This window comes from Polynucleobacter sp. Fuers-14 (genome assembly GCF_018882045.1).
Lineage (GTDB): Bacteria > Pseudomonadota > Gammaproteobacteria > Burkholderiales > Burkholderiaceae > Polynucleobacter.
The window spans coordinates 243,178-268,218 of sequence record NZ_JACVPG010000005.1 but is presented as its reverse complement, the minus strand read 5'-3'; the positions used below and the strand labels follow the sequence as shown (position 1 = coordinate 268,218).

The window sequence follows — 25,041 nt, the reverse complement described above, 5'->3', positions numbered from 1 at the left end:
GTTGGAAAAAGATATTTCGTTTTGCCCAGGGCCGCCCGAACATCAAGGCGGTCCTTTTCCTTTTGTGATGCCTAAAGGTGCGGTCGATACACACGCCCATGTGATAAGCGCTGCCAGTCTCGTTCCTGGCCGCTCTTACACTGCGCCAGAAGCAACGGGTGAGCAATATATAGAAATGCTCGATGAGGTGGGTATGACCTATGGTGTTTTGATTCAGGTCAGCGTCAATGGGCAAGACAATGAGCCCATGCTAAGGGTGTTAGACCAACACCCCAAGCGGTTGCGGGGAGTAGCGGTCCCATTGCTTGGGCAGCCCGATGCTTACTATCAAAATATGAAAGATAGGGGTGTAGTAGGAATTCGAGTCAATGTCATGTTTGCTGGAGGTGGTTTAGATTTATCAAATCTCGAGGAATGCGATGCGCTTGCTCAAGATTGGGGGTGGCATATTCAGTTCTTATTGGATGCAAATGATTTGCCCGCTCTGATGCCGCGCATGCAAAAGATGAAATCTACTTTAGTCATTGATCACATGGGTTTCCTGAAAACTTCAGTCGGCGTTCATTCTCCTGGGTTTATGGCATTGGTGGAATTGGTGCGCGAGCGCGCCTGGGTAAAAGTCTCTGGCGCATATCGCTTGAGTGAAAAACACCCAAGCTACGATGATGTAGTTCCGTTTGCAGAGGCATTGATTGAGGCTGCGCCTAATCGTTGCGTTTGGGGATCGGATTGGCCTCATGTAGCTACTTATGGGCCAATGCCTAGCATTGCACACCTGCTAGATTGTTTTGCGCTCTATGCCCCAACAGAGCCCATTCGCAAGAAAATCCTGTGTGATAACCCTCAGCGTCTATACGGTTTTTAAAATCCGACTGATGAACTTTGTTGTATTTCATCATATGAAATCTCATTACGCTGCGTAAAATACAGCACAACATCCTTGGATGGTTTTGATTTCGATAGGTGGATGATTATTCCACATTGTAAAAATAAATATATAAGTTATTGAATTTAAATAACTAAATATTTTTATTAAATTCTTAAATTTCGCTTGCTTGCTTTTTTGAACTGTCTAAACTCTTATATAAGACATAAGACTAAACTCAGTCTTAAGAGTCCTCAAATTTTGAAGTACTTGTTTAACTTAGGGAGAAAAACATGGCAGATCGCAAAGCAGAAATCGCAGCATTACAAAAAGACTGGGATACCAATCCACGCTGGAAAGGTATCACTCGTGGTTACACGGCTGAGGACGTAGTGCGTCTTCGTGGTTCATTGAAGATTGAGCACACCTTAGCCAAGCATGGTGCTGAGCGTCTCTGGGAATTGGTAAATAACGAAGCTTACGTTAACTGTTTAGGTGCTTTGACTGGTGGTCAAGCAATGCAACAAGTTAAAGCTGGTGTACAAGCTATTTACTTGTCAGGCTGGCAAGTTGCTGCCGACGGTAACTCTTACGCAGCAATGTACCCTGACCAATCTTTATATCCAGTAGATTCAGTTCCTAAGATGGTTGAGCGTATTAATAACTCATTCCAACGTGCTGATGAAATTCAAACGGCTAAAGGCATCAACAAAGGCGATGCAGGTTACATCGAGTATTTCGCTCCAATCGTTGCTGATGCTGAAGCTGGTTTCGGCGGTGTGTTGAATGCATTTGAATTAAGCAAGGCTTTGATCAAGCAGGGCGCTGCTGGTGTTCACTTTGAAGATCAATTGTCTTCTGTTAAGAAGTGCGGTCACTTGGGTGGCAAAGTATTGCTGCCTACTGCCGAGTCGGTCCAGAAGTTGATTTCTGCACGTTTAGCTGCTGACGTGATGGGTGTTTCTACTATTATCTTGGCCCGTACTGATGCTGAAGCTGCCGACTTGTTGACATCTGACTACGATGCAAATGACAAGCCATTCTTGACAGGCGAGCGCACTCCAGAAGGCTTCTACAAAACACGTAAGGGCTTGGATCAAGCGATCTCACGTGGTTTGGCTTACGCTGCATACGCTGATATGGTTTGGTGTGAAACTGGTACACCTGACCTGGAATTTGCTCGTCAGTTTGCTGAAGCCATTCGTGCGAAGTTCCCAGGCAAGATGTTGGCTTATAACTGCTCACCATCTTTCAACTGGAAGAAAAACTTGGACGACGCAACCATTGCTAAATTCCAACGTGAATTAGGCGCAATGGGTTACAAGTACCAGTTCATCACATTGGCTGGTATCCACTCTATGTGGTACAACATGTTCGACTTGGCTCAAGACTACATGCAGCGCGGTATGACTGCATACATCGAGAAAGTACAAGAGCCAGAATTTGCTGCTCGTGACCGTGGATACACATTCGTTTCACATCAGCAAGAAGTTGGTACTGGTTACTTCGACGACGTAACTACCGTTATTCAAGGTGGCAAGTCTTCTGTAACAGCATTGACTGGTTCTACTGAAGAAGAGCAGTTCCATTAAGAATCCCTAAGTAGTGCGTTGTAAGCAGTAGTACCATACTGCAGCGGCGCCTAAATGACCCCACAAGGGTGACTTAGGCGCCGTTTTCGTTTACATTCTTCAAATGACTAATTGCGTACTTTGTAAAGACAAACTCAAGCCTGAAGATGGTCAACTCATTTGGCGCGGCGATGACTGTTGGGTTATGCTCGTAAACGATCCCGATCTACCTGGATTCTGCAGGGTGATCTGGAATCGCCATGTAGCCGAGATGACTGATCTGAGCTACGGAGAGCGTGAGCACATTATGACCTTGGTATTTGCTGTTGAAGAGGCGATACGCCACGTCATGCATCCAGATAAGATCAATATCGCCGCCTTAGGCAATATGGTTCCCCATCTTCATTGGCATGTCATTCCTAGATTTAAGGATGACGCATTCTTTCCTGGGTCAATATGGTCAGTAAAAACGCAGCAAACATCAAATGCAATGTTGGCTGCGAGAAGGCAAAGAGTGCTTGAATTGCCGGCGGCAATTCGGGTGGCAATTTCAGGATTATATTAAAGTAGTAGGTTGGCTCAAAAGCCAAATAGCAGTACTTATAATAAAAATAGACGGAGACTTTTGTGATTCAAAAAATAATGCCTAGCGTAGCTGAGGCTTTACGAGATATCGCTGATGGCTCGACTATCCTCGTTTCTGGATTTGGCGGTGCCGGCCTTCCCATTTTTTTATTGGATGCGCTCCATGAACAGGGCGCTAAAGACTTGACCATAGTTAGTAATAACGCGGGTAACTCAGGAGTGGGAATTTCTAAATTGATAGGAGCTGGGCGCGTCAGAAAAATGGTGTGTTCTTTCCCTCGTCAGCCAGAGTCTGGTGCATTTGATGATCTCTATCGTGCTGGCAAGATTGAATTAGAGCTTGTTCCACAAGGAACTTTAGCCGAACGGATTCGTGCTGGTGGTGCTGGTATTGGTGGTTTTTATACGCCTACTGGTTTTGGTACTGAGCTGGCCAAGGATAAAGATATTCGTGAAATAGATGGCGTTAATCATATTTTTGAGAAGGCTATTAAGGCAGATTACGCATTAATTAAGGCTGATAAGGGGGATCGCTGGGGTAATCTCACTTACCATGCCACCGGTAGAAATTTCGGTCCAATTATGGCTACAGCGGCACTCTGCACGATTGCTCAGGTGAATCAAGTGATTGAGCTTGGAAATCTTGATCCAGAAAATATTGTGACGCCTGGAATTTTTGTGAAGCGTGTTGTGAAAGTAGAGGTGTCATCATGATTGATCTTTCTAAAATCAAAAAACGTTCAACAGCAGATATTGCTAAGCGGATTGTTCAGAATATTCCCGATGGCGCTAGCGTGAATTTAGGCATTGGCCAGCCAATGACCATCTCTAATTACTTGCCAGAGGATCGAGAGATCTTGTTGCATAGCGAGAATGGTTTGCTTGGGATGGGGCCCTTGGCTACTGGCGATGACATTGATGAGGAATTGGTGAATGCAGGTAAGCAGCCGGTAACCATGCTCCCTGGTGCGTCGATTTGTCACCACGCCGACTCATTCGTAATGATTCGTGGTGGGCATATTGATATTTGTGTCTTGGGGGCTTTTCAGGTTTCTGTAAAGGGTGATGTTGCTAACTGGCGAACTGGCGACCCAATGGCTATACCAGCAGTGGGCGGTGCTATGGATTTGGCTTTAGGTGCCAAGAAGTTGTTTGTGATGATGGAGCACCTGACTAAATCAGGCCATTCCAAGTTGGTTCAGGAATGCACATATCCGCTAACCGCCCTTGCTGCAGTTGATTGCATCTATACCGATTTAGCAACCATCGAAGTGACGCCAAGCGGATTGCGTGTAGTAGATTGGGTGGATGAATTGAGTTTTGAAGAGTTGCAAGAAATCAGCGGGGTCCCACTGATGAATGCAAGGCAATGAGCCGAATATTTATTTCTCTGATTTTGCAGTCACTACTATTGGGTGGGAGTATTTCTACTCTCCATGCGGCGAATCAAGAGGGGGCATATCCCAGTAAGCCGATTCACCTGGTTGTTGGTTTTTCTCCCGGTGGTTCTGCTGATACTGTTGGTCGCGCTTTAGCGGATGGGCTTTCCACTCGACTTGGACAACCTGTGATTGTTGAGAATAAAGCTGGGGCAAATGGAAATATTGCCGCAGAAATAGTTGCACGCGCTGCCCCCGATGGATACACAATTTATTTTCCATCTATTGGGCATGCGGTCAATGCATCTCTATACAAAAAATTGCCATATGATCCAGTTAAAGATTTCACGGCAATTGGCGGAGTATTTTCTGCCCCCAATATGCTAGTTGTGCCGATGAATTCGCCTTATAAATCTGTAGCTGACGTGATTAGTGCTGCTAAGGCTAATCCTGGCAAGCTAACCTTTGCTTCTAGCGGTAGTGGCACCTCTGTGCATCTTTCGGCTGAGCTATTTGAAAAGATGGCAAAGATTGAAATGATTCACGTACCTTATAAGGGGACTGGTAGTGCAATGCCTGATGTTATTTCGGGGCAGGTTGATATGAGCTTTCCAAATTTGCCGAGTGCTGTACCGCAGGTAAAGGCCGGAAATCTACGCGCTTTAGGTATCACCACTGCGAAGCGATCTGCTGCAGCCCCAGGCGTCCCAACGATTGCTGAATCCGGTTTGCCTGGTTATGAAATGGCCACATGGTATGGATTGCTAGCCCCGGCAAATTTACCAATCGATATCCGCAATCGATTGAACAAAGAATTGCAAAGTATTTTGGCGGATCCAAAATTTAAAGATAAATTAATTGCACAGGGCGCTGACCCAATGCCGGGAACGCCAGAACAATTTTCTGGATTGATTAAAAGCGAAATTGAACGTTGGCAAAAATTAATTCTGCAATCCAAAATTACCATTGAGTAGTCTATTTATCCCCTAGGAAGATCTATGTCTTTTTCTAAAAATGCCTGTATCGCTGGAATCTATGAGCACCCCCTTCGGGTTGCACCTAACCATACGGTTGCTCAATTGCATGCTGAAGTTGCCCATGGCGCCTTGCAAGACGCTGGTTTGACAATAAATGATGTTGATGGCTATTTTTGTGCGGGTGATGCTCCAGGAATGGGGCCTGTTTCAATGGCTGATTACTTAGGTTTAAAGAACTTAAGTTACTTAGACTCAACTGATACTGGCGGATCGTCTTATTTAACCCATGTAAATCATGCGGCTCGCGCTATCAGCACTGGGCAATGTCGTGTAGCCTTAATTACTTTAGCCGGCCGCCCAAAGTCAGAGGGTTCTAGTGGCACCCAAGTGCGCAGTCAATATGCCAGCGCTCCAGATTTTGCTTTTGAAAAACCGTATTCCCCTGCACCATTAAATACTTATGCCATGTGTGCCATGCGCCATATGTATGAATTCGGAACTACTAGTGAGCAGCTGGCCTGGATTAAAGTGGCTGCCTCGCATCATGCACAGCACAATCCCAATGCGTTATTAAAAGATGTTTTAACTGTCGAAGATGTTTTGAATTCTCCAATGATTGCAGACCCATTACACCGTGCAGATTGTTGTGTGGTCACCGATAGTGGCGGCGCTCTAGTAGTGGTACATCCAGATATTGCTAAGACATTGACGAAGCCCGTGATTACGATGATGGGTGCTGGCGAGTCCACCAAAGGCCAGATGGGCGGTAAGGTTGATTTAACCTATTCCGGTTTAGCATGGGCTGCCCCGCGCGCGTTTGAAGAGGCGAAGTTAACGCCCGAGCAGATTCGATATGCATCTATTTACGATAGCTTCACTATTACCGTTCTGATTCAACTTGAGGATCTGGGGTTTTGTAAAAAAGGCGAGGGCGGTCGGTTTGTTGAGGATGGGCAGTTGATTTCCGGGAGGGGGAAGCTGGCTTTTAATACCGATGGCGGCGGCCTTTGCAATAACCACCCCGCAAATCGTGGCGGTATGACCAAGGTTATCGAGGCAGTGAGACAGCTCCGAGGCGAGGCTCATCCCGCGGTGCAGGTGCCCAATCTTGAATTTGCTTTGGCATCCGGTATTGGCGGCGCCCTAGGGACACGCCATGGTGCCGCAACTCTTATTATGGGGAGGTTGTAATGTTAGAAGGAAATCAAGCGGTTCATCGTCTGCCTAGTCCAATTATTAATCCAGAAAATCAGGTTTTTTGGCAGGCAGCCCAAGATGGTAGGCTGGTGTTAAAAGTGTGCAACTCCTGCAAGGAAGTGCACTACTACCCCCGAACAATTTGCCCTCACTGTGGTGGTAATGACACTACATGGCTTGATTCTGAGGGTGTTGGTGAAATCTATTCATACACGGTCATGAGGCGTGGAGTAGAGGTTCCTTTTGTAATGGCTTATGTTCTTCTAAAAGAAGGCATCTCTTTGCTGACGCACTTAAGCAATTGTGATTTTGATGCTATTCGGATTGGACAAAAGATTCGGGTGGTATTCCAAGAAACTCAGGACGGTCAGAAGACACATCTATTTGAGCCCTTGATTTAACTTCAAGAAAGTCTTGGCTACAAGTGTGGCCACTTTATTGGTTAACCTGAGTCGACTTAGTAGGCTAGGGAAGCTAACTACATCCTCTCAAAAACCAATAGGGGGAGCACTATGAGTCCCCCTATTGGTTTTACTGCGGCTAAGTACAGTTAAAGTTATTCAACTTCAATTTTTGCCTGTTGAGCAACTAACTCCCACTTCTTCTTTTCTGCAGCAATAAAAATTTTGGTATTGGCGGGTGTATCACCTACGGCCCAACCGCCAAGATCTTTCCATCGCTGCTTGATTTCTGGAGTTTCTAATGCCTTCTTAACAGCTAAGTACAGCTTGTCAATAATAGGTTTGGGGGTGCCGGCAGGCACAAATAGGCCAAACCAAGCGGTCACCTCAAAGTTGGGGTAACCCGATTGAATCATCGTAGGAACATCAGGCAACTCCGCAACACGATTTTTGCTGGTAACCGCTAAAGCACGTAATTTTCCAGATTTAATGTATTGCATGGAGCTGGGTAGATTGTCTACCATCATGCTAGTCTGGCCAGCAAGAAGATCTGCCAATGCGGGACCAGCCCCCTTGTAGGGCACATGAATAATGTCAATGCCAGCCTGTGCTTTGAACAACTCCCCGGACATATGGATTGACTGACCACGGCCAGATGATGCAAACGAATACTTGCCGGGATTGGCTTTGGCTAATGCCACAAGCTCGGCTACCGTTTTAGCGGGAACCTCTGGATTTACTACTAATACATTTGGATTGGCAATCACAATCGTTACCGGTTCCATATCTTCCATTTTGTACGGAAGATTTTTATAGAGACTGTAGTTGATTGCATTTGGGCCAATATTACCCATCGCCATCGTATAACCATCCGCTGGCGCAGAAAGTAGCGCTTGAATGCCAATAATGCCTGCTCCACCCGCTTTATTTTCCACAATCACAGTCTGACCGAGCTCTTTGCCTAGCAAGTCAGATAGCGCGCGCGAGGCAATGTCGGTTGTTCCGCCTGGAGCCGCAGTCACAATAATTTTGATCGGCTTATTAGGAAAGGGCTGGGCGAGAGCTGATTGACTCGCCAATATGGGGGCTACAAATAAGGCGGCAATAAATAAACATGCACGTCTAACAAGATTAAGTCTAAACATAGTTGTCTCCAACGCGGGTCGGTGTAATAGTAATAAAGGGGTCTTGCAAGCCCACTAGCCTAATATTAAACACATATGGCTATTCATTCAATCCTCCGACAATATCTTTTCTAGGTGCGGCGGTAGAAAAATTACCTTAAACATTATTGAGTCAGCGCTCCTCAGGCTGACTCAGTCCTCGCTGAAATGCATCATTGCCTAAGGATAGTTTTTAGACTGGCGACATTGTGTCATTAACCAATTCCATGTAATAAAAAATATCTAATTTAGTTCAATCATTGAATGCTGCAATCTAGACCGCCGTTAAAATGCGTACCTCAGCAATAGCTAGGTTCATAACCAGCGGAAAATCGATCATCCTGGAATTTTTGGGGCTGGATTAGAAGATTTAATAGAAGCTTCAGGGGCAGCGTGTGCCCATGAACTACTATCCCCATTTAATGCTACGATTATTCATTTTCATATTAATATCATGCGTAAATTATTTTGCACCTCTTTAATACTAGCAATCAATGTTTTGCTGGTGAGCCTTTCTTATGCGGCTGATATTCAGGTAATTACATCCGGTGCCTTTGCTGAAGCATTAAAAGATCTAGCCCCTGAATATGAAAAGCAATCCCCCAATAAAGTGATGATTTCTTACGGGTCGTCAATGGGCGCTGCACCCGACTCCATTCCATCGAGATTGGCTAGGGGCGAGCATTTTGATGTCTTAATTTTGGCTGCACCTGCATTGGATGACTTTGTAAAGAGCGGAACTGTTCAATCGGGGACTAAGCTTGATTTAGTTGCCTCGGTAATGGGTGCGGTAGTAAAGGCAGGTGCACCAAAGCCTGATATCAGCACAATGAATGGATTGAAATTGGCTTTATTAAATGCAAAGTCGGTTGCTTATTCGGCAAGCGCAAGTGGAGTTTATTTATCAACCGAGCTTTTCCCGAAAATGGGGATTTCGGAGCAGATGAATAAAACTGCAAGAAAGATATATAGCGAAAGGGTTGCTTCAGTTGTGGCTAGGGGTGATGCAGATTTGGGCTTTCAGCAAGTCAGCGAGCTACTCCCCATTCCTGGTGTTGACTTTATAGGTGAGCTACCGCCAGAAGCGCAAAAGACAGTGCTATTTTCTGCGGGCATTACTAGCGATACACAGAATCTCGCTGCATCAAAAGACTTGATCAAGTATTTAGCTTCAAACAAAGCGGTTGCAACGATTCAAAAAGCAGGATTAAAGCCAGTATTGCCAGCAATACCTTGGTAGGATAAAAAGGACCATAGAAATGAAGTGTTTTACAAAAGCCGTTCTGATGACATTCTTATCTTTAGCATTTGGACCGGCGTTTTCTGCTGACCCTTGGCCCAATCACCCCATTAAATTTGTTGTTGGGTTTGGTCCTGGCGGTGCTAACGATACTGTTGCCAGGGTGGTTGCTGAGGCTGCCTCAAAGCAATTAGGTCAACCTATTATTGTTGAAAATAAACCAGGCGCTGGTTCTATATTGGGTGCGGATTTTGTAGCAAAGAGTGCGCCAGATGGGTACACCTTCTTTGTTAGTGCTGGTGGCATTATTACTAATCCCATGATTAAGTCTTCTATGCCATATAAGGAAGGCGACTTAGTTCCGGTGGGTTTGTTAACAATCAGTCCCTCTATTATTGTTGTTTCAGCAGACTCCAAAATCAATAATATGAAGGATTTGCTCGTGCTGGCCAAAGATCCCAAGGGGCTTAACTTCTCGACTGCTGGTACTGGGAGTACTCCACACTTCGTAGCGGAGATGTTGAAAGTAAAAGCAGGCGGTAAATATGAAATCATTCCTTATAAGAGTGGTTCCGAAGGAATGGTGGCTGTTATCTCCAATCAGGTTGATGCAACCTCAGAGGCAAGTGTTGTAGTAATTCCGCAAATCCAAGGCGGCAAATTAAAAGCAATTGCTTCCACTTGGAATAAAAGAATTACGGCCCTGCCTGGTGTTCCAACAACTAAAGAGCAGGGATATCCTGAAGTCTTCATTGGTCACTGGGCAGGCGTCTTTGCGCCCAAGGGAACGCCTGATGCTATCTTGGAGAAAATGAATCAGGCGATTAATGCGGGTCTTAAGACTGCGGCTGTTCAGAGCCGCTTAACACCACAAGGTATTGAGCCATCGCCTGGAACGAGAGCCTCGTTTGCTAAATTCCTCGCAGATGAGAAAGCAAGGCTAGAGCCAATAGTGAAGCGTGCCAATATGAAAGAGGATTAAGCCAATTTCTTCAGGGCTTCTAAATACTTCTCTGGGTTAAGCGGCTGGCCTTCACGCTGTGCTTCCCACATCACTTGCCCTAGGCATTCCATCATTACGTGCTGGGCCTCATGCATTGAACCCAACTTCAGAGATAGCTTGTCTGCAATCTCTTTAATGCCTGGTGGTTGATTGATTGAGATCTGCTCACTAATTGAAAGGTGCATCGATAAATGCAAGAAGGGGTTGGTTTCGCCACGTTCCGGCGTGTAGTCCTGAGCAAGAGCGCCCTCTGGATCCTTGAGTAAGTCGTGATATTCGGGATGCTCAACCATCCAATCGCTGGCCAACGTCTCCATCGGATCAAGAATATGATTCTCGATCTTCTTTTTCCAGGTGTCACAGAAAAAGCGACGCACTTCTTCACGGGTTGGATTAAATATTGCCACGAACTTTTCCTTTACCAGTTTTTTGTTTAAAGCCGCATAGTGGTTCTACTATGCATTGTGCACAATCTGGGTTGCGCGCCTTGCAGGTATATCGGCCATGCAGAATAAGCCAGTGATGGGCATCTAATAAGTATTCCTTAGGTACCCGCTTAAGCAATTGCTCTTCCACTTTGATTACATCTTTGCCGGGCGCCAGCCCAGTTCGGTTAGATACCCTAAAGATGTGCGTATCTACCGCAATCGTAGGTTGCCCAAAGGCAGTATTCAGAATGACATTCGCAGTCTTTCTGCCAACACCAGGTAGAGCTTCTAATTCTTCGCGAGTCTGCGGAACTTCTCCGCCATGCTTCTCTAGGAGTAGTCGACAGGTCTCCTGAATATGTTTACCCTTGGAGTTGAATAAGCCAATATGCTGAATAAAGGGTCTAACACCATCTTCACCAAGATCTAAAAGGGCTTGCGGGGTATTGGCAACCTTATAAAGCTTGCGCGTTCCCTTGTTAACTGAGACATCAGTTGCTTGTGCCGATAGTAGTACCGCAATTAACAGCTCAAATGGCGAGCTATATTCCAGCTCAGTTTCTGGTTTGGGATCATTGGCTTTGAGCTGCTCAAAAAAAGCACGACGCTTTTCTAGATTCATCATTTCTTTTGTTGGGCTCGTGCAATGGCCGCTGCAATGATGGCACGCTTACGTTCTTGCTCTTTAAGCTCGTCTGCTGATGATGGGCTCTCAGCATTGACCGCCGCCAATTTAGTTGCAGCCTTTTTGGCTAGGCGATCATCATTATCTTTTTGTTCTCTATCGAGCCGTTTTTCACGATCGTGATAACGCCGACGCGAGATGTTTGCCAAGTCTTGAGACCAGGCATCCCAACCAGTTTTATTGCCGGTGACATCAATCATACTGATGCAATCTACTGGGCATGGCGGAATGCAGAGGTCACAACCAGTGCACCACTCAGTCAGAACCACATGCATTTGTTTTGAGGCTCCAACGATCGCATCAACAGGACATGCCTGAATGCAGAGTGTGCAGCCAATGCATTTCTGTGGATCGATGAACGCTACTGGCCTGGGGCGCTCAACGCCACACTCTGGATCGATGGTGGGGTGTAGCTCAAAGGCATCTTGGGGGTAGATGGGTATCAGAACCTTACTTAGGCGCTCAATACCCTCAACCCCACCAGGCGGGCAGCGATTTGGGAGTGCATCTCCAGAGGCCATCGCCTCAGCATACCCACGACAGTCTGGGTAGCCGCATTTAGTGCATTGGGTTTGCGGAAGAATATCCTCAAGTTGGTCGATGAGGTTATTTGCTTGGCTCATGGAAAGGGCTTGTTGGATTCTTCTTAAAATTAAAGGCTCCGAAGAGCCCTTAATTTATGCAGACTTGGTAGTCCGTGTAGCAGTTTTCTTCGTATTCTGATGCTCACGAATGAACGTCTTAATCTTTGGGTAAACCTTTTCACGCCAACGACGACCAGCAAAGATGCCATAGTGACCAGCACCAGCAACTTCATAGTGGTCTTTACTATCTTTTGGAATGCCTGCACATAAGGCATGTGCTGAACGTGTTTGACCACTTCCAGAGATGTCATCCAGCTCGCCTTCAATAGTGAGGAGGGCAGTCTTTTTAATATCTTGCGGCTTCACGAGTTCGCCGGCAACTTCCCAAGTGCCATTTGGCAGTGAGTAGTCTTGGAAAACAGTCTTGATAGTGTCTAAATAGAACTTAGAGTCTAAATCCAATACCGCGTTGTACTCATCGTAAAAGCGGATATGTGATTCAGCATCTTGCTCGTCACCACGCACTAAGTTTTGGAAGTAATCCCAATGAGACTGTAGGTGGTTCTGAGGATTCATGGCGATAAAGCCAGTGTGTTGCAAGAAGCCTGGGTAAACTTTACGGCCAGCGCCTGGATAGTTAGGCGGAACGCTATAAATCACATGGCTCTCGAACCACTCGAATGATTTTTGATCTGCAAGGTTATTTACTGCAGTCGGTGACTTGCGTGCATCAATTGGACCGCCCATCATAATCATGGAGGCTGGCGTTGCTTCACCAGCAGAAGCCATCAATGAGATTGCGCCTAAAGTTGGAACGGTAGGTTGGCAAACGGAGATCACATGTAAATCTTTAGCGCCAATGGTGCGAATGAATTCTTGTACATAATGAACATAGTCATCAAGACCAAATTCACCATCTTCTACCGGTACCAAACGAGCATCGATCCAATCGGTGATGTAAACCTTATGGTCTTGCAAGAGGGTGCGTACTGTGTCGCGCAGCAAGGTGGCATGGTGACCAGACATTGGAGCAACTACTAGTACAGCTGGATCTTCTTTGAGGCTCTTGATGGTTTCCACATCATCAGAAAAGCGCTTAAAACGAATTAGATTGCAGAAAGGTTTTGAGATGACCGTTCTTTCATGAATCGCAACTTCGTGACCATGTGCTTTAACAGAGCGAATGCCAAATTCTGGCTTCTTGTAGTTCTTACCTAAGCGATAGAGGAGTTCATAACTAGCAGCCAATCGATCCGATCCCGGAACCTTAGAGGCGGGATTCGAAGCATTGATAAAAGCTTCTGAAGCAGCGCGTGCCCAAGAACTAACTGGTTGAAGTAAGGCTTTTTGAAACTCATGTAACTGATATAGCATGGTACCTCCGGTAATTCAGTGTATCCGCTTATTACGCCAATACGCGGGCGATTGCTTTAGCCACTTTATCAATATTTTTGGTATTGAGGGCTGCAACACAAATGCGTCCAGTCGAGAGGGCATAAATGCCATCCTCTTTCTGTAAGCGATCAACTTGCTCAGCTGTTAAGCCTGAGTAAGAAAACATGCCACGTTGCTTCTCGATAAAAGCAAAATCTTGCTTTACACCAGCAGCAGCGAGTTTTTCAACCAAGCCATGACGCATTGCTTTAATACGGTCACGCATTTCTGCCAACTCATCTTCCCAGAGCTTACGTAATTCTGGTGAATTCAAAACAGCAGCAGCAATTGCAGCGCCGTGAGTTGGGGGATTGGAATAGTTAGTGCGAATGACGCGCTTCAATTGTGAAAGTACGCGAGTCGATTCATCTTTGCTTTGTGTGACGATAGACAATGCACCAACACGCTCACCGTAGAGTGAGAATGATTTGGAGAAAGAGCTTGATACAAAGAAAGACATCCCTGAATCAGCAAAGAGGCGAACTGCAATACCGTCTTTCTCAATCCCATCAGCAAAGCCTTGGTAGGCCATATCCAAGAAGGGGATGAGACCTTTGTTCTTGCAGATATCAATCACTTGGCGCCATTGTGCTTCTGTAATGTCTGCACCAGTTGGGTTGTGGCAGCAAGCGTGCAACAACACAGTTGTGTTCTTTGGGAAAGACTCTAAGGACTTCACCATACCGTCAAAATCTACGCCACGTGTTTTGCCGTCAAAGTAGGTGTACTCGACAACATCAAAACCAGCAGATTCAAAAATGCCGCGATGGTTTTCCCAGGTTGGGTTACTAATGGCGCATGGTGCATTGAGGTTCAAGCGCTTGATGAAATCTGCGCCAACGCGCAATGCGCCGGTACCACCGAGACACTCAGCAGTTACAACGCGACCATCTTTAATGAGCGCAGAGTCAGCACCAAACAATAAATTTTGCACTGCACTGTTGTAAGGGTTTGGACCTTCGATTGGAATGTAGCTACGTGGCGAGTGCTTTGCAACAATCGCCTCTTCAGCTTTAATCACCGCCTTAAGAAGTGGAACTTTACCTTCGTCTGTGTAATACACGCCAACACCTAAATTCACTTTGTCAGCACGTTGGTCTGCAACGTAGGCTTCTGTAAGGCCAAAAATAGGATCTTTAGGGGCTAGCTGGACTGAGGCAAACAGGGTCATTTGAGTTTGAAAGTGGTAGTTAGGGGGTGATTAAGGATGGTTTTGTTTGTTGTTGACGTTATATTCAGTTTAATTGTCGGTTTTTGAAGCCAGAATCAACTATTTCCTAAGAAAAACGGCAAAATCATTGTTTGTACAAAATTCGCTGTGAATAACTCTCACAGGTGAAATGATAGCCGAGATGCCCCCTAAGTTGCCCAAAACTGGTCTAAATGTTGAAGTAAAAGAAGTGCAAAAAACCCCTGTGGCAGATCCCTTGGGTGAGGCGGGTCACGACCTCGATCCGGCCAAGTTTGTAAGCTTCCCAGACTCCCCCTATCAGCTCTATCAGCCATTTCCGCCTGCTGGAGACCAGCCCCAGGCCATTGACGCCCTGGTTGAGGGTATTGAAGATGGTCTGACGTTTCAGACACTCTTGGGCGTTACAGGGTCCGGAAAGACCTTCACGATGGCGAATGTCATCGCCAGAACCGGCCGTCCTGCCATCATTTTTGCCCCGAATAAGACCCTAGCTGCCCAGCTTTACAGTGAATTTAGGGAGTTTTTCCCGAGAAACGCCGTTGAGTACTTCGTCAGCTATTACGACTACTACCAGCCAGAGGCTTATGTACCTCAACGCGACCTCTTTATTGAAAAAGATTCCTCTATTAACGAGCACATCGAACAGATGCGTTTGTCTGCAACCAAGAGTTTATTAGAGCGTCGAGACGTCATTATTGTTGCGACCGTATCTGCAATTTACGGCATTGGTAATCCTGGTGACTATCACAGCATGGTGATGACATTACGTCCTGGTGACAAGATGAGTCAGCGCGATATTTTGATGCGCCTCATTGCGATGCAATACGATCGGAACGAAACGGATTTCAAGCGCGGTGTATTTCGAGTGCGTGGCGACACGATTGATATTTTCCCGGCTGAACATAATGAGTTAGCAGTAAGGGTGGAGCTGTTTGATGATGTCGTGGAGAGTTTGCAGTTCTTCGATCCTCTTACTGGCAAGATTCGTCAAAAGATTCCACGCTTCACTGTTTACCCAAGTTCTCATTACGTTACACCTCGCGATACTGTTCTGAAAGCAATTGAAACCATCAAAACAGAATTGCGCACTCGCTTAGATGAGTTTGTGAAGGATGGCAAACTGGTTGAGGCACAACGTCTCGAGCAACGTACTCGTTTTGATTTAGAGATGCTCAATGAGTTGGGTTTCTGTAAAGGTATTGAGAACTATTCTCGCCACCTGTCTGGTGCCGCTCCGGGCGATGCCCCGCCGACGCTAGTCGACTATTTGCCGAATGATGCCTTGATGTTCTTGGACGAAAGCCATGTCTTAATCGGGCAGCTTAATGCAATGTATAACGGCGATAAATCTCGTAAACATACTTTGGTGGAATTTGGATTCCGTTTGCCTTCAGCGATGGATAATCGTCCGCTCAAATTTACTGAGTTTGAAACCAAGATGCGTCAAACCATTTTCGTTTCTGCAACACCGGCTGATTATGAGAAAACGCATCAAGGACAAGTTGTCGAGCAAGTGGCTAGACCAACTGGTTTAGTCGATCCAGAAATTGAAGTGTTGCCAGCAAGTACACAGGTTGATGATTTGTTAGATCAAATTCATGCACGCGTCAAAGTGCATGAGCGAGTTCTAGTTACTGTATTGACTAAACGTATGGCTGAGCAATTAACGGACTATCTTTCTGATAATGGTGTAAAGGTGAGGTATGTTCACTCAGACATCGATACAGTTGAGCGAGTAGAAATTTTGCGTGACTTACGTTTGGGCGTCTTCGACGTACTGGTCGGTATTAATTTATTACGCGAAGGCTTGGATATTCCTGAGGTATCTCTTGTAGCCATTTTGGATGCCGATAAAGAAGGCTTCTTACGTTCAGAACGCAGCCTGATACAGACCATTGGCCGTGCTGCTCGTAACGTTCGTGGCAAAGCCATTTTGTACGCCGATCGCATTACCGACTCCATGAAACGCGCAATGGGCGAGACCGAAAGACGGCGAACCAAGCAAATTGCCTTCAATAAGCTTCATGGGATTGAGCCTAAGGGCGTCAAAAAGCGCATTAAGGACATTATTGATGGTGTCTATGACGTCAAAGAGAAGCGTCAGGAGATGCAGGTTGAGCAGGAGCGGGCTCACTATGAAGATATGGGCGAGAAGGACTTGGCAGCAGAAATTAAGCGCCTAGAGAAGCAAATGAACGCTGAAGCCAAGAACTTAGAGTTTGAAAAGGCTGCCAGCACCAGGGATAGACTCACTAAGGTTAAAGAAATGGCTTTTGGGGCCAGATCTAGGGACTCTGTCTAAAGATTCGGCGGCCAATTCCTGGCTTCCATTGAGGTTTTTTGGGATAATTCCCGAGCAATTTGATAGGGAATATGGTAAAGTTGAGTGGAATGGTCGGGTATTACCTGCCCGACTGTTAGCTGTCCATAACAATCCATTACCAAGGTGACATATGAGACTTACAACCAAAGGTCGTTTTGCAGTAACCGCAATGATTGATTTAGCCCTGCGTGAAACGCATGGTCCCGTAACTTTGGCCGGAATTAGCCAGAGACAAAAGATATCCCTTTCTTACCTCGAGCAATTGTTCGGCAAATTACGCCGTTTCAATATCGTGGAGAGCACACGTGGTCCTGGTGGTGGTTATACCTTGGCACGTCCGTCCTCTGAGGTGAGTGTCGCTGACATTATTGTTGCTGTCGATGAACCTCTCGATGCAACCCAATGTGGTGGCAAAGGTAACTGTCATACCGATGAAGAAAATCATGGTCGCTGTATGACGCACGATCTCTGGAGCAATCTCAATTCCAAAATGGTTGAGTACCTGAGTTCGGTGAGCCTAAAAGACTTGGTTCATCAACAAGAAGGGCGCGGCATTGTGATTCAAGATATGCGTCAAAAGAAAATTAAAGTTGAAAGCTCTAAAGCAGATAAGCCTGCTACAGCACTTGCAGCTAAAAAAGAAGTAGCACCTAAAGCGCCATTAGTGAATTCCGTATTCAATTTGGCGCGCCAAAGTTAATAACGTATTACCTACCGATAAATAAACCATGAACGCACCACAAGACCTTCCAAAGCAACCGGTTCCCATGTTTAGCCCTAAGCATTTTCCGGTGTACATGGACTATTCAGCTACGACGCCGATTGATCCGCGTGTGGTCGATAAAATGTTGCCTTATTTACGTGAGCAGTTTGGTAACGCCGCTTCCCGTAGTCATGCTTATGGCTGGGCTGCAGAAGAAGCGGTTGAGTGGGCGCGTTCAGAAGTTGCTCAATTGGTACACGCTGATCCAAGAGAGATTGTGTTTACTAGTGGTGCCACTGAGAGTATTAACTTGGCATTAAAAGGCGCGGCACATTTTTACAAAGATCGCGGTAATCACATCATTACCGTTAAGACCGAGCACAAGGCAACTCTAGATACTTGTCGCGAGCTTGAGCGCGAAGGTTTTGAAGTGACTTATTTAGATGTATTGCCTAATGGCCTGATTGATTTTGCGCAGCTTGAAGCTGCCATGAAGCCGGGCACGATTTTGGCTTCAGTGATGTATGTCAATAATGAGATTGGTGTTGTGCAAGATATTCCTGCCATTGGTGAGTTGTGCCGTTCACGTGGAGTGATTTTTCATGTGGATGCAGCGCAAGCGACTGGCAAAGTAGATATTGACCTAGAAAAGATCAAAGTGGATTTAATGAGCTTTTCTGCACACAAGACTTATGGTCCTAAAGGTATTGGCGCTTTGTTTGTGCGTCGTAAGCCACGTATTCGTATTGAGGCGCAGATTCATGGCGGTGGTCATGAGCGCGGTATGCGTTCTGGAACTCTTGCAGTTCACCAGATCGTAGGCATGGGTGAGGCTTTCCGCATTGCTCGTGTTGAGATGATTGAAGAGAACAAGCGTATTCGTGGACTGCGTGACCGCTTACTCAATGGTTTGAAAGATATTGAAGAAGTCTATGTCAACGGCGACATGGATGATCGTGTTCCACATAACCTCAACATTAGCTTTAACTATGTTGAAGGCGAGTCTATGTTGATGGCGCTAAAAGATTTAGCGATCTCCTCTGGTTCAGCTTGTACCTCAGCATCGTTAGAGCCTTCTTATGTATTGCGTGCGCTGGGTCGCAACGATGAGTTGGCGCATAGTTCCATTCGCTTTACCTTGGGCCGCTTTACGACCGAAGAAGAAGTGGACTTCACTATCAAGTTGGTAAAAGAAAAGATTGCCAAGTTGCGTGAGTTATCCCCGCTCTGGGAAATGTATAAAGACGGAATCGATATCAGCACGATTCAATGGGCTGCACACTAAAAGATATTTAAAGATAAAGAAATTAAAGAGGAAATACCATGGCATATAGCGAAAAGGTCATCGACCACTACGAAAATCCCCGTAACGTTGGTTCATTTGAAAAGGGCGACGACAGCGTAGGTACTGGTATGGTTGGAGCCCCAGCCTGCGGCGACGTGATGAAGTTGCAAATTCGTGTGAACGATCAAGGCGTGATTGAAGATGCCAAGTTCAAGACTTATGGTTGCGGTTCAGCGATTGCTTCTTCTTCCCTGGTAACCGAATGGGTTAAGGGTAAGACTTTGGATCAAGCGCTAGAGATCAAGAATTCACTCATCGCTGAAGAGTTGGCTTTGCCCCCTGTAAAGATTCACTGCTCTATCTTGGCTGAAGATGCCATCAAGGCAGCAGTAGCGGATTACAAAGAAAAGCACCCAGCGAAATAAGCAGATAAAACTATGGCAATTACCTTAACTGACAAAGCAGCTGCACACGTAAACCGCAATCTTGAGAAGCGTGGCAAGGGTTGCGGCTTGCGCTTGGGTGTTCGCACAACAGGTTGCTCTGGTTTGGCATATCAGCTTGAGTATGTAGATGAGCCTGCTGCTGAAGATCAGGTATTTGAGTCCAATGGCATTAAGGTATTTGTAGATCCAAAAAGCTTGGCTTACTTGGATGGTACGGAGCTAGATTTTGTGCGCGAGGGTTTGAACGAGGGATTCAAGTTTCAAAATCCAAATGTAAAAGATGAGTGTGGTTGTGGCGAATCCTTCCGCGTCTGACGATTACTTCCACTTCTTTGGATTAAATCAGCAATTCAAAATCGATTTGCCTGCTCTAGATCAGGCGTACCTGGCGATTCAGAAGGAAGTGCATCCTGATCGCCATGCGCGTGGTAGCGATGCAGAGCAACGCCTTGCTATGCAGATGGCTACCTTTGCTAATACTGCCGTTCAAACACTAAAAAACCCCATCCAACGTGGCCTCTATATTTGCCAGCTTCATGGCGTTGATGCCAAGCTGGAAACCAATACTGCCATGCCTGCCGCTTTTCTGATGAAGCAAATGGAATGGCGTGAGAATTTAGATGAACAAGCGGAAGACTTGCCGGCGCTTGAAGCCTTGATGGCTGAAGTAGAGCAATCAAAACAAGATACCCTTGCAGAAATCGCTCAAGCCATTGATGGCGCCAAAAACTATTTACGTGCCGCAGAGCTACTTCGTGGCTTGCTCTTCATCGATAAATTTGCGGTTGAGCTTGATGACACCATCGCAGCCTTAATTTAGTCCTTACTCAAGCTAAACTCTATCTCCTATGGCCTTATTACAAATCTCTGAACCCGGTAAATCGCTGGCGCCCCATCAGCGCCGTATTGCTGTGGGTATTGATTTGGGAACCACTAATTCTTTGGTGGCCATTGTGCGTGATGCCTTGCCTAAGGTGTTACCAGATGCGCAGGGGCGCGAGCTGCTTCCTTCCGTTATTCGTTATTTGCCTAATGGCAGAACTCAAGCTGGCTTTGAAGCACTTGAGAGTGTGGTCATTGACCCAAAAAACACTATTGTTTCAGTAAAGCGTTTTATGGGTCGCGGCTTGCTAGATGTGGAAAATATTGAAAGTGCGCCATACGATTTTGTTGATCAACCCGGCATGCTCAAACTCAGAACGATTGCTGGGGATAAGAGTCCAATTGAAGTCTCCGCAGAAATCTTGGCACGCTTGCGTCAACTAGCTGAAGATTCTGTATCTGATGACATTGTTGGCGCTGTAATTACTGTCCCCGCATACTTTGATGATGCGCAACGTCAAGCAACCAAAGATGCTGCTAAGTTAGCCGGCATTGAAGTTCTTCGTTTATTGAATGAGCCGACTGCTGCTGCAATTGCCTACGGATTAGATAATGCCTCTGAAGGCATCTACGCAGTCTATGACTTAGGTGGCGGTACCTTTGATATTTCCATATTGCGCATGAGTCGCGGTGTATTTGAAGTGCTTGCTACTGGCGGTGATTCTGCTCTAGGCGGCGATGACTTTGATCACCGCTTGTATTGCTGGGTCATTGAGCAAGCCAAGCTTCCTCCTTTATCCATTCATGATCATCGTACGCTCCTGCAAGCCTGTAAGCATGCCAAAGAGCTGCTGAGTCATAACCCTCTAGCACGCGTGCATGAGACGCTGGCAGATGGTACGGTGGTTAATGTTGGTGTTAGTCAGGCACAACTCTTTGAAATAACTCAAAACCTAGTTGCCAAGACTTTGATGGCTTGTAAAAAAGCGTTGCGCGATGCTGGCCTTAAGGCGGAAGGCGTTAAAGGCGTAGTGATGGTGGGCGGTTCAACTCGCATGCCGAATGTGCAGCGTGCTGTAGGTGAGTTGTTCGGCACTCAACCCTTAAATAATTTAAATCCTGATCAAGTCGTTGCATTAGGTGCGGCGATGCAGGCTGACTTATTGGCTGGCAACCAGAGTAAGGATGACGAGTGGTTGCTTTTAGATGTCATTCCGCTATCGCTTGGTATTGAAACCATGGGCGGCTTAGTGGAAAAAATCATTCCACGCAATACACCTATACCGGTAGCTAGAGCGCAAGACTTCACTACTTTTAAAGATGGGCAGACTGCATTGGCCATTCAGGTAGTGCAGGGCGAGCGCGAACTTGCTCAAGACTGTCGCTCATTAGGTAAATTTGAACTACGCGGCATTCCAGCAATGGCTGCGGGTGCAGCCCGTATCCGGGTCACCTTTCAGGTGGATGCGGATGGCTTATTGTCTGTAAGCGCCGTAGAGCAAGGCTCTGGCGTAAAAGCATCCATTGATATCAAGCCTTCTTACGGCCTAACTGATGCAGAGATTACACGCATGCTGCAAGACGGTTTTGCATCTGCTAAAGAGGATTTGCTTTCTAGGTCTTTGCGTGAAGAACAAGTGAATGCTCAGCGCTTACTAGATGCGGTACAAACCGCGTTAGCGAGCGATAGTTCTTTATTGAGCGTGGAAGAGCAGAAAGAGGTTGATCAAGAGATGGCAACCCTACAAAAAATCTTAAATGAAGAAACAGATAGCGCCATTGTTCGCAAGGCCGTTGATCATGCCGCCAAAGCTACCGATGACTTTGCGCAAAAACGCATGAACGCTAGTATTCAAAAAGCTCTATCTGGCAAGAACGTTGCTGAAATTTAAGTAAACGAAATACAAACTGAACGTAAATAGAAAAGAATCATGACTCAAATCGTTGTACTACCGCATAGTGAGTATTGTCCTGAAGGCGCAGTTGTTGAGGTTGCCCCCGGCACTTCGATTTGCGAAGCCTTGTTAGAGAATGACATTCCCATTGAGCATGCTTGCGATATGGTGTGTGCGTGTACTACTTGCCATGTGCTTGTGAAGGAGGGCTTTAACAGCCTTAATCCTCCTGATGAGAATGAGGAAGATATGCTCGATCGTGCATGGGGGCTAAACCCGCAATCCCGTTTATCTTGCCAAGCCATTGTTGCCAAACAAGATTTAGTGATTGAAATCCCTAAATATTCAATCAATCACGCCAAAGAGAACCACTAATGCACCAAAACAATGCATTAATGCCTACAATCATGCATCCCTAATACGGAGAGATTTCTAGCGGGACTAATATGAAGTTGTAGTTCATTCTTTAGGTAGTACCTCCAAAAAAATCTTTTAAGCCATCCTTCGGGGTGGCTTTTTCTTTTCCTTCTTAAGAAATGAAAAAGCCTCGCAATGCGAGGCTTTGTAGTGACGTATATCAGAATTTACTGTGCAACCGCCTCACGAATCATACCAGCGGCGACAGTATGATTGGTCGCCTCATCAATCAAGATAAATGCACCAGTACGCTGAGATTGATCAAACAAGTCAGCAACAATCGGCTTTTGCAGGATGAAATTAACTCGACCAATCTCATTGGTAGATAGCGCTTGGATATCACTTGCTTGAGATAGTGTTTGTACATCCAGGACTTGTTGAATGTTCTTTACTTTCGCACCAACGGTATTAGTGGTGTGACGTAAAGCATACTTACGACTCAAGGAAAGCGGCTCACTATCTAACCAGCATAAGTCGGCTGATAGTTGTTTGCTCAGTACCGGCGGATTGCTATCTTCCGCGCTAACAAATAAAGAGCCACGAGATACATCAATATCTTCAGACAATTGAATCGCTACGGCTTGACCAGTTTCGGCAGAATCCACCGCATTATTGCCATTAGTTTGCTTGCTGCTAGAGCGATTGCCTAAATAAATCTCGGTAACAGTCGCTTCATACCCGCTTGGCAGAACTTTAATCTTTTGGCCCTTGCGAATGCTGCCTGACTCAATTTCACCAAGGTAACCGCGGAAGTCATCTGAAGCACTACCATCCTGACGGGCAACGTATTGCACTGGGAAGCGTAGTGCTAGTTTTTCAGACTCAGGGCTAGTATCCAAACTCTCTAGCCACTCCAAAAGGGTGGGTCCTTTATACCAAGGTGTATTTTTGCTGGAAGTAACGACGTTGGCGCCAAGTAATGCGGAGATTGGAATCAAGGTTGGCTTTGGCAACCCAATTTTTTGAGTCAGATCTTCAATCGCAATCTTGATGGTGTTAAAGACTTTCTCATCAAACTCATATAAGTCCATCTTATTAACAGCAAATACCACATGACGTAGTCCCAATAAATGCACAATTGCTGCATGACGCTTAGTCTGCGCTAATAAAGTAGCTGGAGTGGTAATGAGATCAACACGTGTTGCATCAACCAAAATGATGGCAACATCAGATTGGGATGCACCAGTCACTAAGTTGCGAGTGTATTGCTCATGGCCTGGGGCATCAGCAACAATGAACTTACGCTTTGGGGTAGAGAAGTAGCGATAAGCCACATCAATAGTGATGCCTTGCTCACGCTCAGCCTCTAGACCATCCGTTAGCAGCGCTAAATCAACGCCTGCATCAGAGGAGGTGACGCGTGCATGTTTAGTTTTCGAGAGAGACTCCAATTGGTCTACCAAGATAGACTTGGTGTCATATAGTAAGCGCCCAATTAGAGTGCTCTTGCCATCATCTACGCTACCTGCGGTAATGAAGCGAACGACGTTTTGATGTTGATTGACAGTCATCAGAAGTAACCTTCTTTCTTACGGCGCTCCATGGAGGCCTCGTTGGTTTGATCGTCCATGCGGGTTGCGCCACGCTCAGTGATTTCAGTAATGGCAGTTTCTGCAATGATCTCTAAGGGAGTAGCTGCAGTGCTCAATACAGGGCAGGTGCAGCTGATGTCGCCAACAGTTCTAAAGCGAACACTGAGTACTTCGCTTACATCGCCAGGTGCCTTTGGTGTTACATCAGTGACTGGAACCAATAAATTATTTTTCTTTACCACTTCGCGTTGGTGTGTGTAGTAGATGCTTGGTAGTTCTAATTTCTCGCGAGAAATGTATTGCCAGATATCGAGCTCAGTCCAGTTGGAGATTGGGAATACGCGCATATTCTCGCCTTTGGCGATCCGAGCGTTATAGAGGTTCCAGAGCTCAGGGCGTTGTGCTTTAGGGTCCCATTGGCCGAATTCATCACGGAAGGAGAAAATGCGCTCTTTAGCGCGGGCTTTTTCTTCATCACGGCGGGCGCCGCCCATCAGGGCATCGAATTCATATTCGGCAATAGCCTCGAGTAGGGTTACGGCTTGCGCAGCATTACGTGAGTCAGTTTCTTTGCGCAGGCGAACAGTACCTTTTTTGATAGAGTCTTCAACGTGTCCCACAATCAGCTTTACACCAGTCTTTTCCACTACAGCATCACGATAGGCGATCACTTCGGGATAGTTGTGACCAGTATCAATATGCAAAATAGGGAAAGGCAGCTTTACAGGGCGATCGCCAAATTGAAATGCCTTGCGAGCTAAGTGGAACATCACGATAGAGTCTTTGCCGCCGGAGAACAGCATGGCTGGGTTGGAGCACTGCGCCACCACTTCGCGGATGATGTAGATCGATTCGGCCTCAAGCCAATCTAAGTGATCATCAAGTAATTTTTGTTCTGACATTCTGTAAGTTGT

Annotated in this window: 26 protein-coding genes; 18 read left to right on the top strand and 8 right to left on the bottom strand. The window is 46.1% G+C overall.

Going from position 1 to position 25,041, the window contains the following annotated elements:
- Position 1: 1 nt before the first annotated feature.
- From ICN40_RS04265 to ICN40_RS04230, 8 genes are all read left to right on the top strand, one after another.
- On the top strand, positions 2-865 hold the full coding sequence (locus ICN40_RS04265) for an amidohydrolase (RefSeq protein ID WP_255561153.1): 864 nt from the start codon (positions 2-4) through the stop codon (positions 863-865).
- A gap of 293 nt (positions 866-1,158) precedes the next feature.
- Positions 1,159-2,457, top strand: a complete 1,299-nt coding sequence (gene aceA, locus ICN40_RS04260; RefSeq protein ID WP_072583092.1) for an isocitrate lyase — start codon at positions 1,159-1,161, stop codon at positions 2,455-2,457.
- A 103-nt stretch (positions 2,458-2,560) separates the two neighbouring features.
- Positions 2,561-3,001, top strand: coding sequence for an HIT family protein (locus ICN40_RS04255; protein ID WP_216242362.1), 441 nt, complete (start codon positions 2,561-2,563; stop codon positions 2,999-3,001).
- A gap of 62 nt (positions 3,002-3,063) precedes the next feature.
- Positions 3,064-3,735 (top strand): 3-oxoacid CoA-transferase subunit A, encoded by a 672-nt coding sequence (locus ICN40_RS04250; RefSeq protein WP_216242361.1) that lies wholly within the window; start codon positions 3,064-3,066, stop codon positions 3,733-3,735.
- Positions 3,732-4,394 (top strand): 3-oxoacid CoA-transferase subunit B, encoded by a 663-nt coding sequence (locus ICN40_RS04245; RefSeq protein WP_216242360.1) that lies wholly within the window; start codon positions 3,732-3,734, stop codon positions 4,392-4,394. Before ICN40_RS04250 ends, ICN40_RS04245 begins: the two co-directional genes overlap by 4 nt.
- The gene (locus tag ICN40_RS04240; RefSeq protein ID WP_216242359.1) at positions 4,391-5,374 is read left to right on the top strand and encodes a tripartite tricarboxylate transporter substrate binding protein; all 984 of its coding nucleotides are present in this window, start codon (positions 4,391-4,393) and stop codon (positions 5,372-5,374) included. Before ICN40_RS04245 ends, ICN40_RS04240 begins: the two co-directional genes overlap by 4 nt.
- A gap of 24 nt (positions 5,375-5,398) precedes the next feature.
- A complete protein-coding gene (locus tag ICN40_RS04235) occupies positions 5,399-6,568 on the top strand; it encodes a thiolase domain-containing protein (RefSeq protein ID WP_216242358.1) in 1,170 nt (389 codons plus the stop codon).
- Positions 6,568-6,975 (top strand): Zn-ribbon domain-containing OB-fold protein, encoded by a 408-nt coding sequence (locus ICN40_RS04230; protein ID WP_216242357.1) that lies wholly within the window; start codon positions 6,568-6,570, stop codon positions 6,973-6,975. Before ICN40_RS04235 ends, ICN40_RS04230 begins: the two co-directional genes overlap by 1 nt.
- Positions 6,976-7,130: 155 nt before the next feature.
- Here ICN40_RS04230 and ICN40_RS04225 read toward each other — a convergent pair whose 3' ends face one another.
- Positions 7,131-8,120: a tripartite tricarboxylate transporter substrate binding protein gene (locus ICN40_RS04225; protein ID WP_216242355.1), complete on the bottom strand. Its 990-nt coding sequence runs from the start codon at positions 8,118-8,120 to the stop codon at positions 7,131-7,133.
- 472 nt (positions 8,121-8,592) lie between these two features.
- Between ICN40_RS04225 and ICN40_RS04220 the strand changes: the two genes are divergently transcribed.
- A complete protein-coding gene (locus tag ICN40_RS04220) occupies positions 8,593-9,378 on the top strand; it encodes a substrate-binding domain-containing protein (protein WP_216242353.1) in 786 nt (261 codons plus the stop codon).
- A 46-nt stretch (positions 9,379-9,424) separates the two neighbouring features.
- A complete protein-coding gene (locus tag ICN40_RS04215; protein WP_255561179.1) occupies positions 9,425-10,360 on the top strand; it encodes a tripartite tricarboxylate transporter substrate binding protein in 936 nt (311 codons plus the stop codon).
- Here the strand turns inward: ICN40_RS04215 and ICN40_RS04210 are convergent.
- The 5 genes from ICN40_RS04210 to ICN40_RS04190 are packed head-to-tail and all read right to left on the bottom strand — an operon-like array spanning position 10,357 to position 14,683.
- Positions 10,357-10,782, bottom strand: a complete 426-nt coding sequence (locus ICN40_RS04210) for a DUF1841 family protein (RefSeq protein ID WP_216242482.1) — start codon at positions 10,780-10,782, stop codon at positions 10,357-10,359. The genes ICN40_RS04215 and ICN40_RS04210 overlap by 4 nt on opposite strands.
- On the bottom strand, positions 10,775-11,431 hold the full coding sequence (gene nth, locus ICN40_RS04205) for an endonuclease III (RefSeq protein ID WP_216242481.1): 657 nt from the start codon (positions 11,429-11,431) through the stop codon (positions 10,775-10,777). Before nth ends, ICN40_RS04210 begins: the two co-directional genes overlap by 8 nt.
- Positions 11,431-12,117, bottom strand: coding sequence for an electron transport complex subunit RsxB (rsxB, locus tag ICN40_RS04200; protein WP_216242349.1), 687 nt, complete (start codon positions 12,115-12,117; stop codon positions 11,431-11,433). The genes nth and rsxB overlap by 1 nt, the downstream gene beginning before the upstream one ends.
- Before the next feature lie 54 nt (positions 12,118-12,171).
- The gene (locus ICN40_RS04195) at positions 12,172-13,452 is read right to left on the bottom strand and encodes a polyhydroxyalkanoate depolymerase (protein WP_216242347.1); all 1,281 of its coding nucleotides are present in this window, start codon (positions 13,450-13,452) and stop codon (positions 12,172-12,174) included.
- 31 nt (positions 13,453-13,483) lie between these two features.
- A complete protein-coding gene (locus tag ICN40_RS04190; RefSeq protein WP_072583086.1) occupies positions 13,484-14,683 on the bottom strand; it encodes an amino acid aminotransferase in 1,200 nt (399 codons plus the stop codon).
- Between the two features lie 169 nt (positions 14,684-14,852).
- Here ICN40_RS04190 and uvrB point away from each other — a divergent pair, with 169 nt between their 5' ends.
- The 8 genes from uvrB (at position 14,853) to fdx (ending at position 22,553) form a co-directional block, all read left to right on the top strand.
- Entirely contained in the window at positions 14,853-17,006 is a 2,154-nt protein-coding gene (gene uvrB / locus ICN40_RS04185; RefSeq protein WP_374222779.1) for an excinuclease ABC subunit UvrB, read from the top strand.
- 151 nt (positions 17,007-17,157) lie between these two features.
- The gene (locus ICN40_RS04180; protein ID WP_215321639.1) at positions 17,158-17,727 is read left to right on the top strand and encodes a Fe-S cluster assembly transcription factor; all 570 of its coding nucleotides are present in this window, start codon (positions 17,158-17,160) and stop codon (positions 17,725-17,727) included.
- Positions 17,728-17,755: 28 nt separating this feature from the next.
- A complete protein-coding gene (locus tag ICN40_RS04175; RefSeq protein ID WP_374222778.1) occupies positions 17,756-19,015 on the top strand; it encodes an IscS subfamily cysteine desulfurase in 1,260 nt (419 codons plus the stop codon).
- 38 nt (positions 19,016-19,053) lie between these two features.
- Complete coding sequence (iscU, locus tag ICN40_RS04170; RefSeq protein WP_068322308.1) at positions 19,054-19,440, top strand: Fe-S cluster assembly scaffold IscU; 387 nt, start codon at positions 19,054-19,056, stop codon at positions 19,438-19,440.
- A 12-nt stretch (positions 19,441-19,452) separates the two neighbouring features.
- The gene (iscA, locus tag ICN40_RS04165) at positions 19,453-19,776 is read left to right on the top strand and encodes an iron-sulfur cluster assembly protein IscA (protein ID WP_012357505.1); all 324 of its coding nucleotides are present in this window, start codon (positions 19,453-19,455) and stop codon (positions 19,774-19,776) included.
- Complete coding sequence (gene hscB / locus ICN40_RS04160) at positions 19,754-20,281, top strand: Fe-S protein assembly co-chaperone HscB (RefSeq protein ID WP_308281765.1); 528 nt, start codon at positions 19,754-19,756, stop codon at positions 20,279-20,281. Before iscA ends, hscB begins: the two co-directional genes overlap by 23 nt.
- A 28-nt stretch (positions 20,282-20,309) precedes the next feature.
- Positions 20,310-22,175, top strand: coding sequence for a Fe-S protein assembly chaperone HscA (hscA, locus tag ICN40_RS04155; protein WP_216242343.1), 1,866 nt, complete (start codon positions 20,310-20,312; stop codon positions 22,173-22,175).
- A 39-nt stretch (positions 22,176-22,214) separates the two neighbouring features.
- On the top strand, positions 22,215-22,553 hold the full coding sequence (gene fdx, locus ICN40_RS04150) for an ISC system 2Fe-2S type ferredoxin (RefSeq protein ID WP_216242341.1): 339 nt from the start codon (positions 22,215-22,217) through the stop codon (positions 22,551-22,553).
- 209 nt (positions 22,554-22,762) lie between these two features.
- Here the strand turns inward: fdx and ICN40_RS04145 are convergent, their stop codons facing one another.
- Both ICN40_RS04145 and cysD read right to left on the bottom strand, forming a co-directional pair.
- A complete protein-coding gene (locus ICN40_RS04145; protein WP_216242339.1) occupies positions 22,763-24,106 on the bottom strand; it encodes a sulfate adenylyltransferase subunit 1 in 1,344 nt (447 codons plus the stop codon).
- A complete protein-coding gene (gene cysD, locus ICN40_RS04140) occupies positions 24,106-25,029 on the bottom strand; it encodes a sulfate adenylyltransferase subunit CysD (RefSeq protein WP_216242338.1) in 924 nt (307 codons plus the stop codon). Before cysD ends, ICN40_RS04145 begins: the two co-directional genes overlap by 1 nt.
- Positions 25,030-25,041 lie beyond the last annotated feature (12 nt).

Bases quoted from the DNA above. Each gene is read 5' to 3' on its own strand.
- aceA (WP_072583092.1), top strand. From the start codon at position 1,159: ATGGCAGATCGCAAAGCAGAAATCGCAGCATTACAAAAAGACTGGGAT.
- ICN40_RS04255 (WP_216242362.1), top strand. From the start codon at position 2,561: ATGACTAATTGCGTACTTTGTAAAGACAAACTCAAGCCTGAAGATGGT.
- ICN40_RS04245 (WP_216242360.1), top strand. From the start codon at position 3,732: ATGATTGATCTTTCTAAAATCAAAAAACGTTCAACAGCAGATATTGCT.
- ICN40_RS04240 (WP_216242359.1), top strand. From the start codon at position 4,391: ATGAGCCGAATATTTATTTCTCTGATTTTGCAGTCACTACTATTGGGT.
- ICN40_RS04235 (WP_216242358.1), top strand. From the start codon at position 5,399: ATGTCTTTTTCTAAAAATGCCTGTATCGCTGGAATCTATGAGCACCCC.
- ICN40_RS04230 (WP_216242357.1), top strand. From the start codon at position 6,568: ATGTTAGAAGGAAATCAAGCGGTTCATCGTCTGCCTAGTCCAATTATT.
- ICN40_RS04225 (WP_216242355.1), bottom strand. From the start codon at position 8,120: ATGTTTAGACTTAATCTTGTTAGACGTGCATGTTTATTTATTGCCGCC.
- ICN40_RS04220 (WP_216242353.1), top strand. From the start codon at position 8,593: ATGCGTAAATTATTTTGCACCTCTTTAATACTAGCAATCAATGTTTTG.
- ICN40_RS04215 (WP_255561179.1), top strand. From the start codon at position 9,425: ATGACATTCTTATCTTTAGCATTTGGACCGGCGTTTTCTGCTGACCCT.
- nth (WP_216242481.1), bottom strand. From the start codon at position 11,431: ATGAATCTAGAAAAGCGTCGTGCTTTTTTTGAGCAGCTCAAAGCCAAT.
- rsxB (WP_216242349.1), bottom strand. From the start codon at position 12,117: ATGAGCCAAGCAAATAACCTCATCGACCAACTTGAGGATATTCTTCCG.
- ICN40_RS04195 (WP_216242347.1), bottom strand. From the start codon at position 13,452: ATGCTATATCAGTTACATGAGTTTCAAAAAGCCTTACTTCAACCAGTT.
- ICN40_RS04190 (WP_072583086.1), bottom strand. From the start codon at position 14,683: ATGACCCTGTTTGCCTCAGTCCAGCTAGCCCCTAAAGATCCTATTTTT.
- uvrB (WP_374222779.1), top strand. From the start codon at position 14,853: ATGATAGCCGAGATGCCCCCTAAGTTGCCCAAAACTGGTCTAAATGTT.
- ICN40_RS04180 (WP_215321639.1), top strand. From the start codon at position 17,158: ATGAGACTTACAACCAAAGGTCGTTTTGCAGTAACCGCAATGATTGAT.
- ICN40_RS04175 (WP_374222778.1), top strand. From the start codon at position 17,756: ATGAACGCACCACAAGACCTTCCAAAGCAACCGGTTCCCATGTTTAGC.
- iscU (WP_068322308.1), top strand. From the start codon at position 19,054: ATGGCATATAGCGAAAAGGTCATCGACCACTACGAAAATCCCCGTAAC.
- iscA (WP_012357505.1), top strand. From the start codon at position 19,453: ATGGCAATTACCTTAACTGACAAAGCAGCTGCACACGTAAACCGCAAT.
- hscA (WP_216242343.1), top strand. From the start codon at position 20,310: ATGGCCTTATTACAAATCTCTGAACCCGGTAAATCGCTGGCGCCCCAT.
- fdx (WP_216242341.1), top strand. From the start codon at position 22,215: ATGACTCAAATCGTTGTACTACCGCATAGTGAGTATTGTCCTGAAGGC.
- ICN40_RS04145 (WP_216242339.1), bottom strand. From the start codon at position 24,106: ATGACTGTCAATCAACATCAAAACGTCGTTCGCTTCATTACCGCAGGT.
- cysD (WP_216242338.1), bottom strand. From the start codon at position 25,029: ATGTCAGAACAAAAATTACTTGATGATCACTTAGATTGGCTTGAGGCC.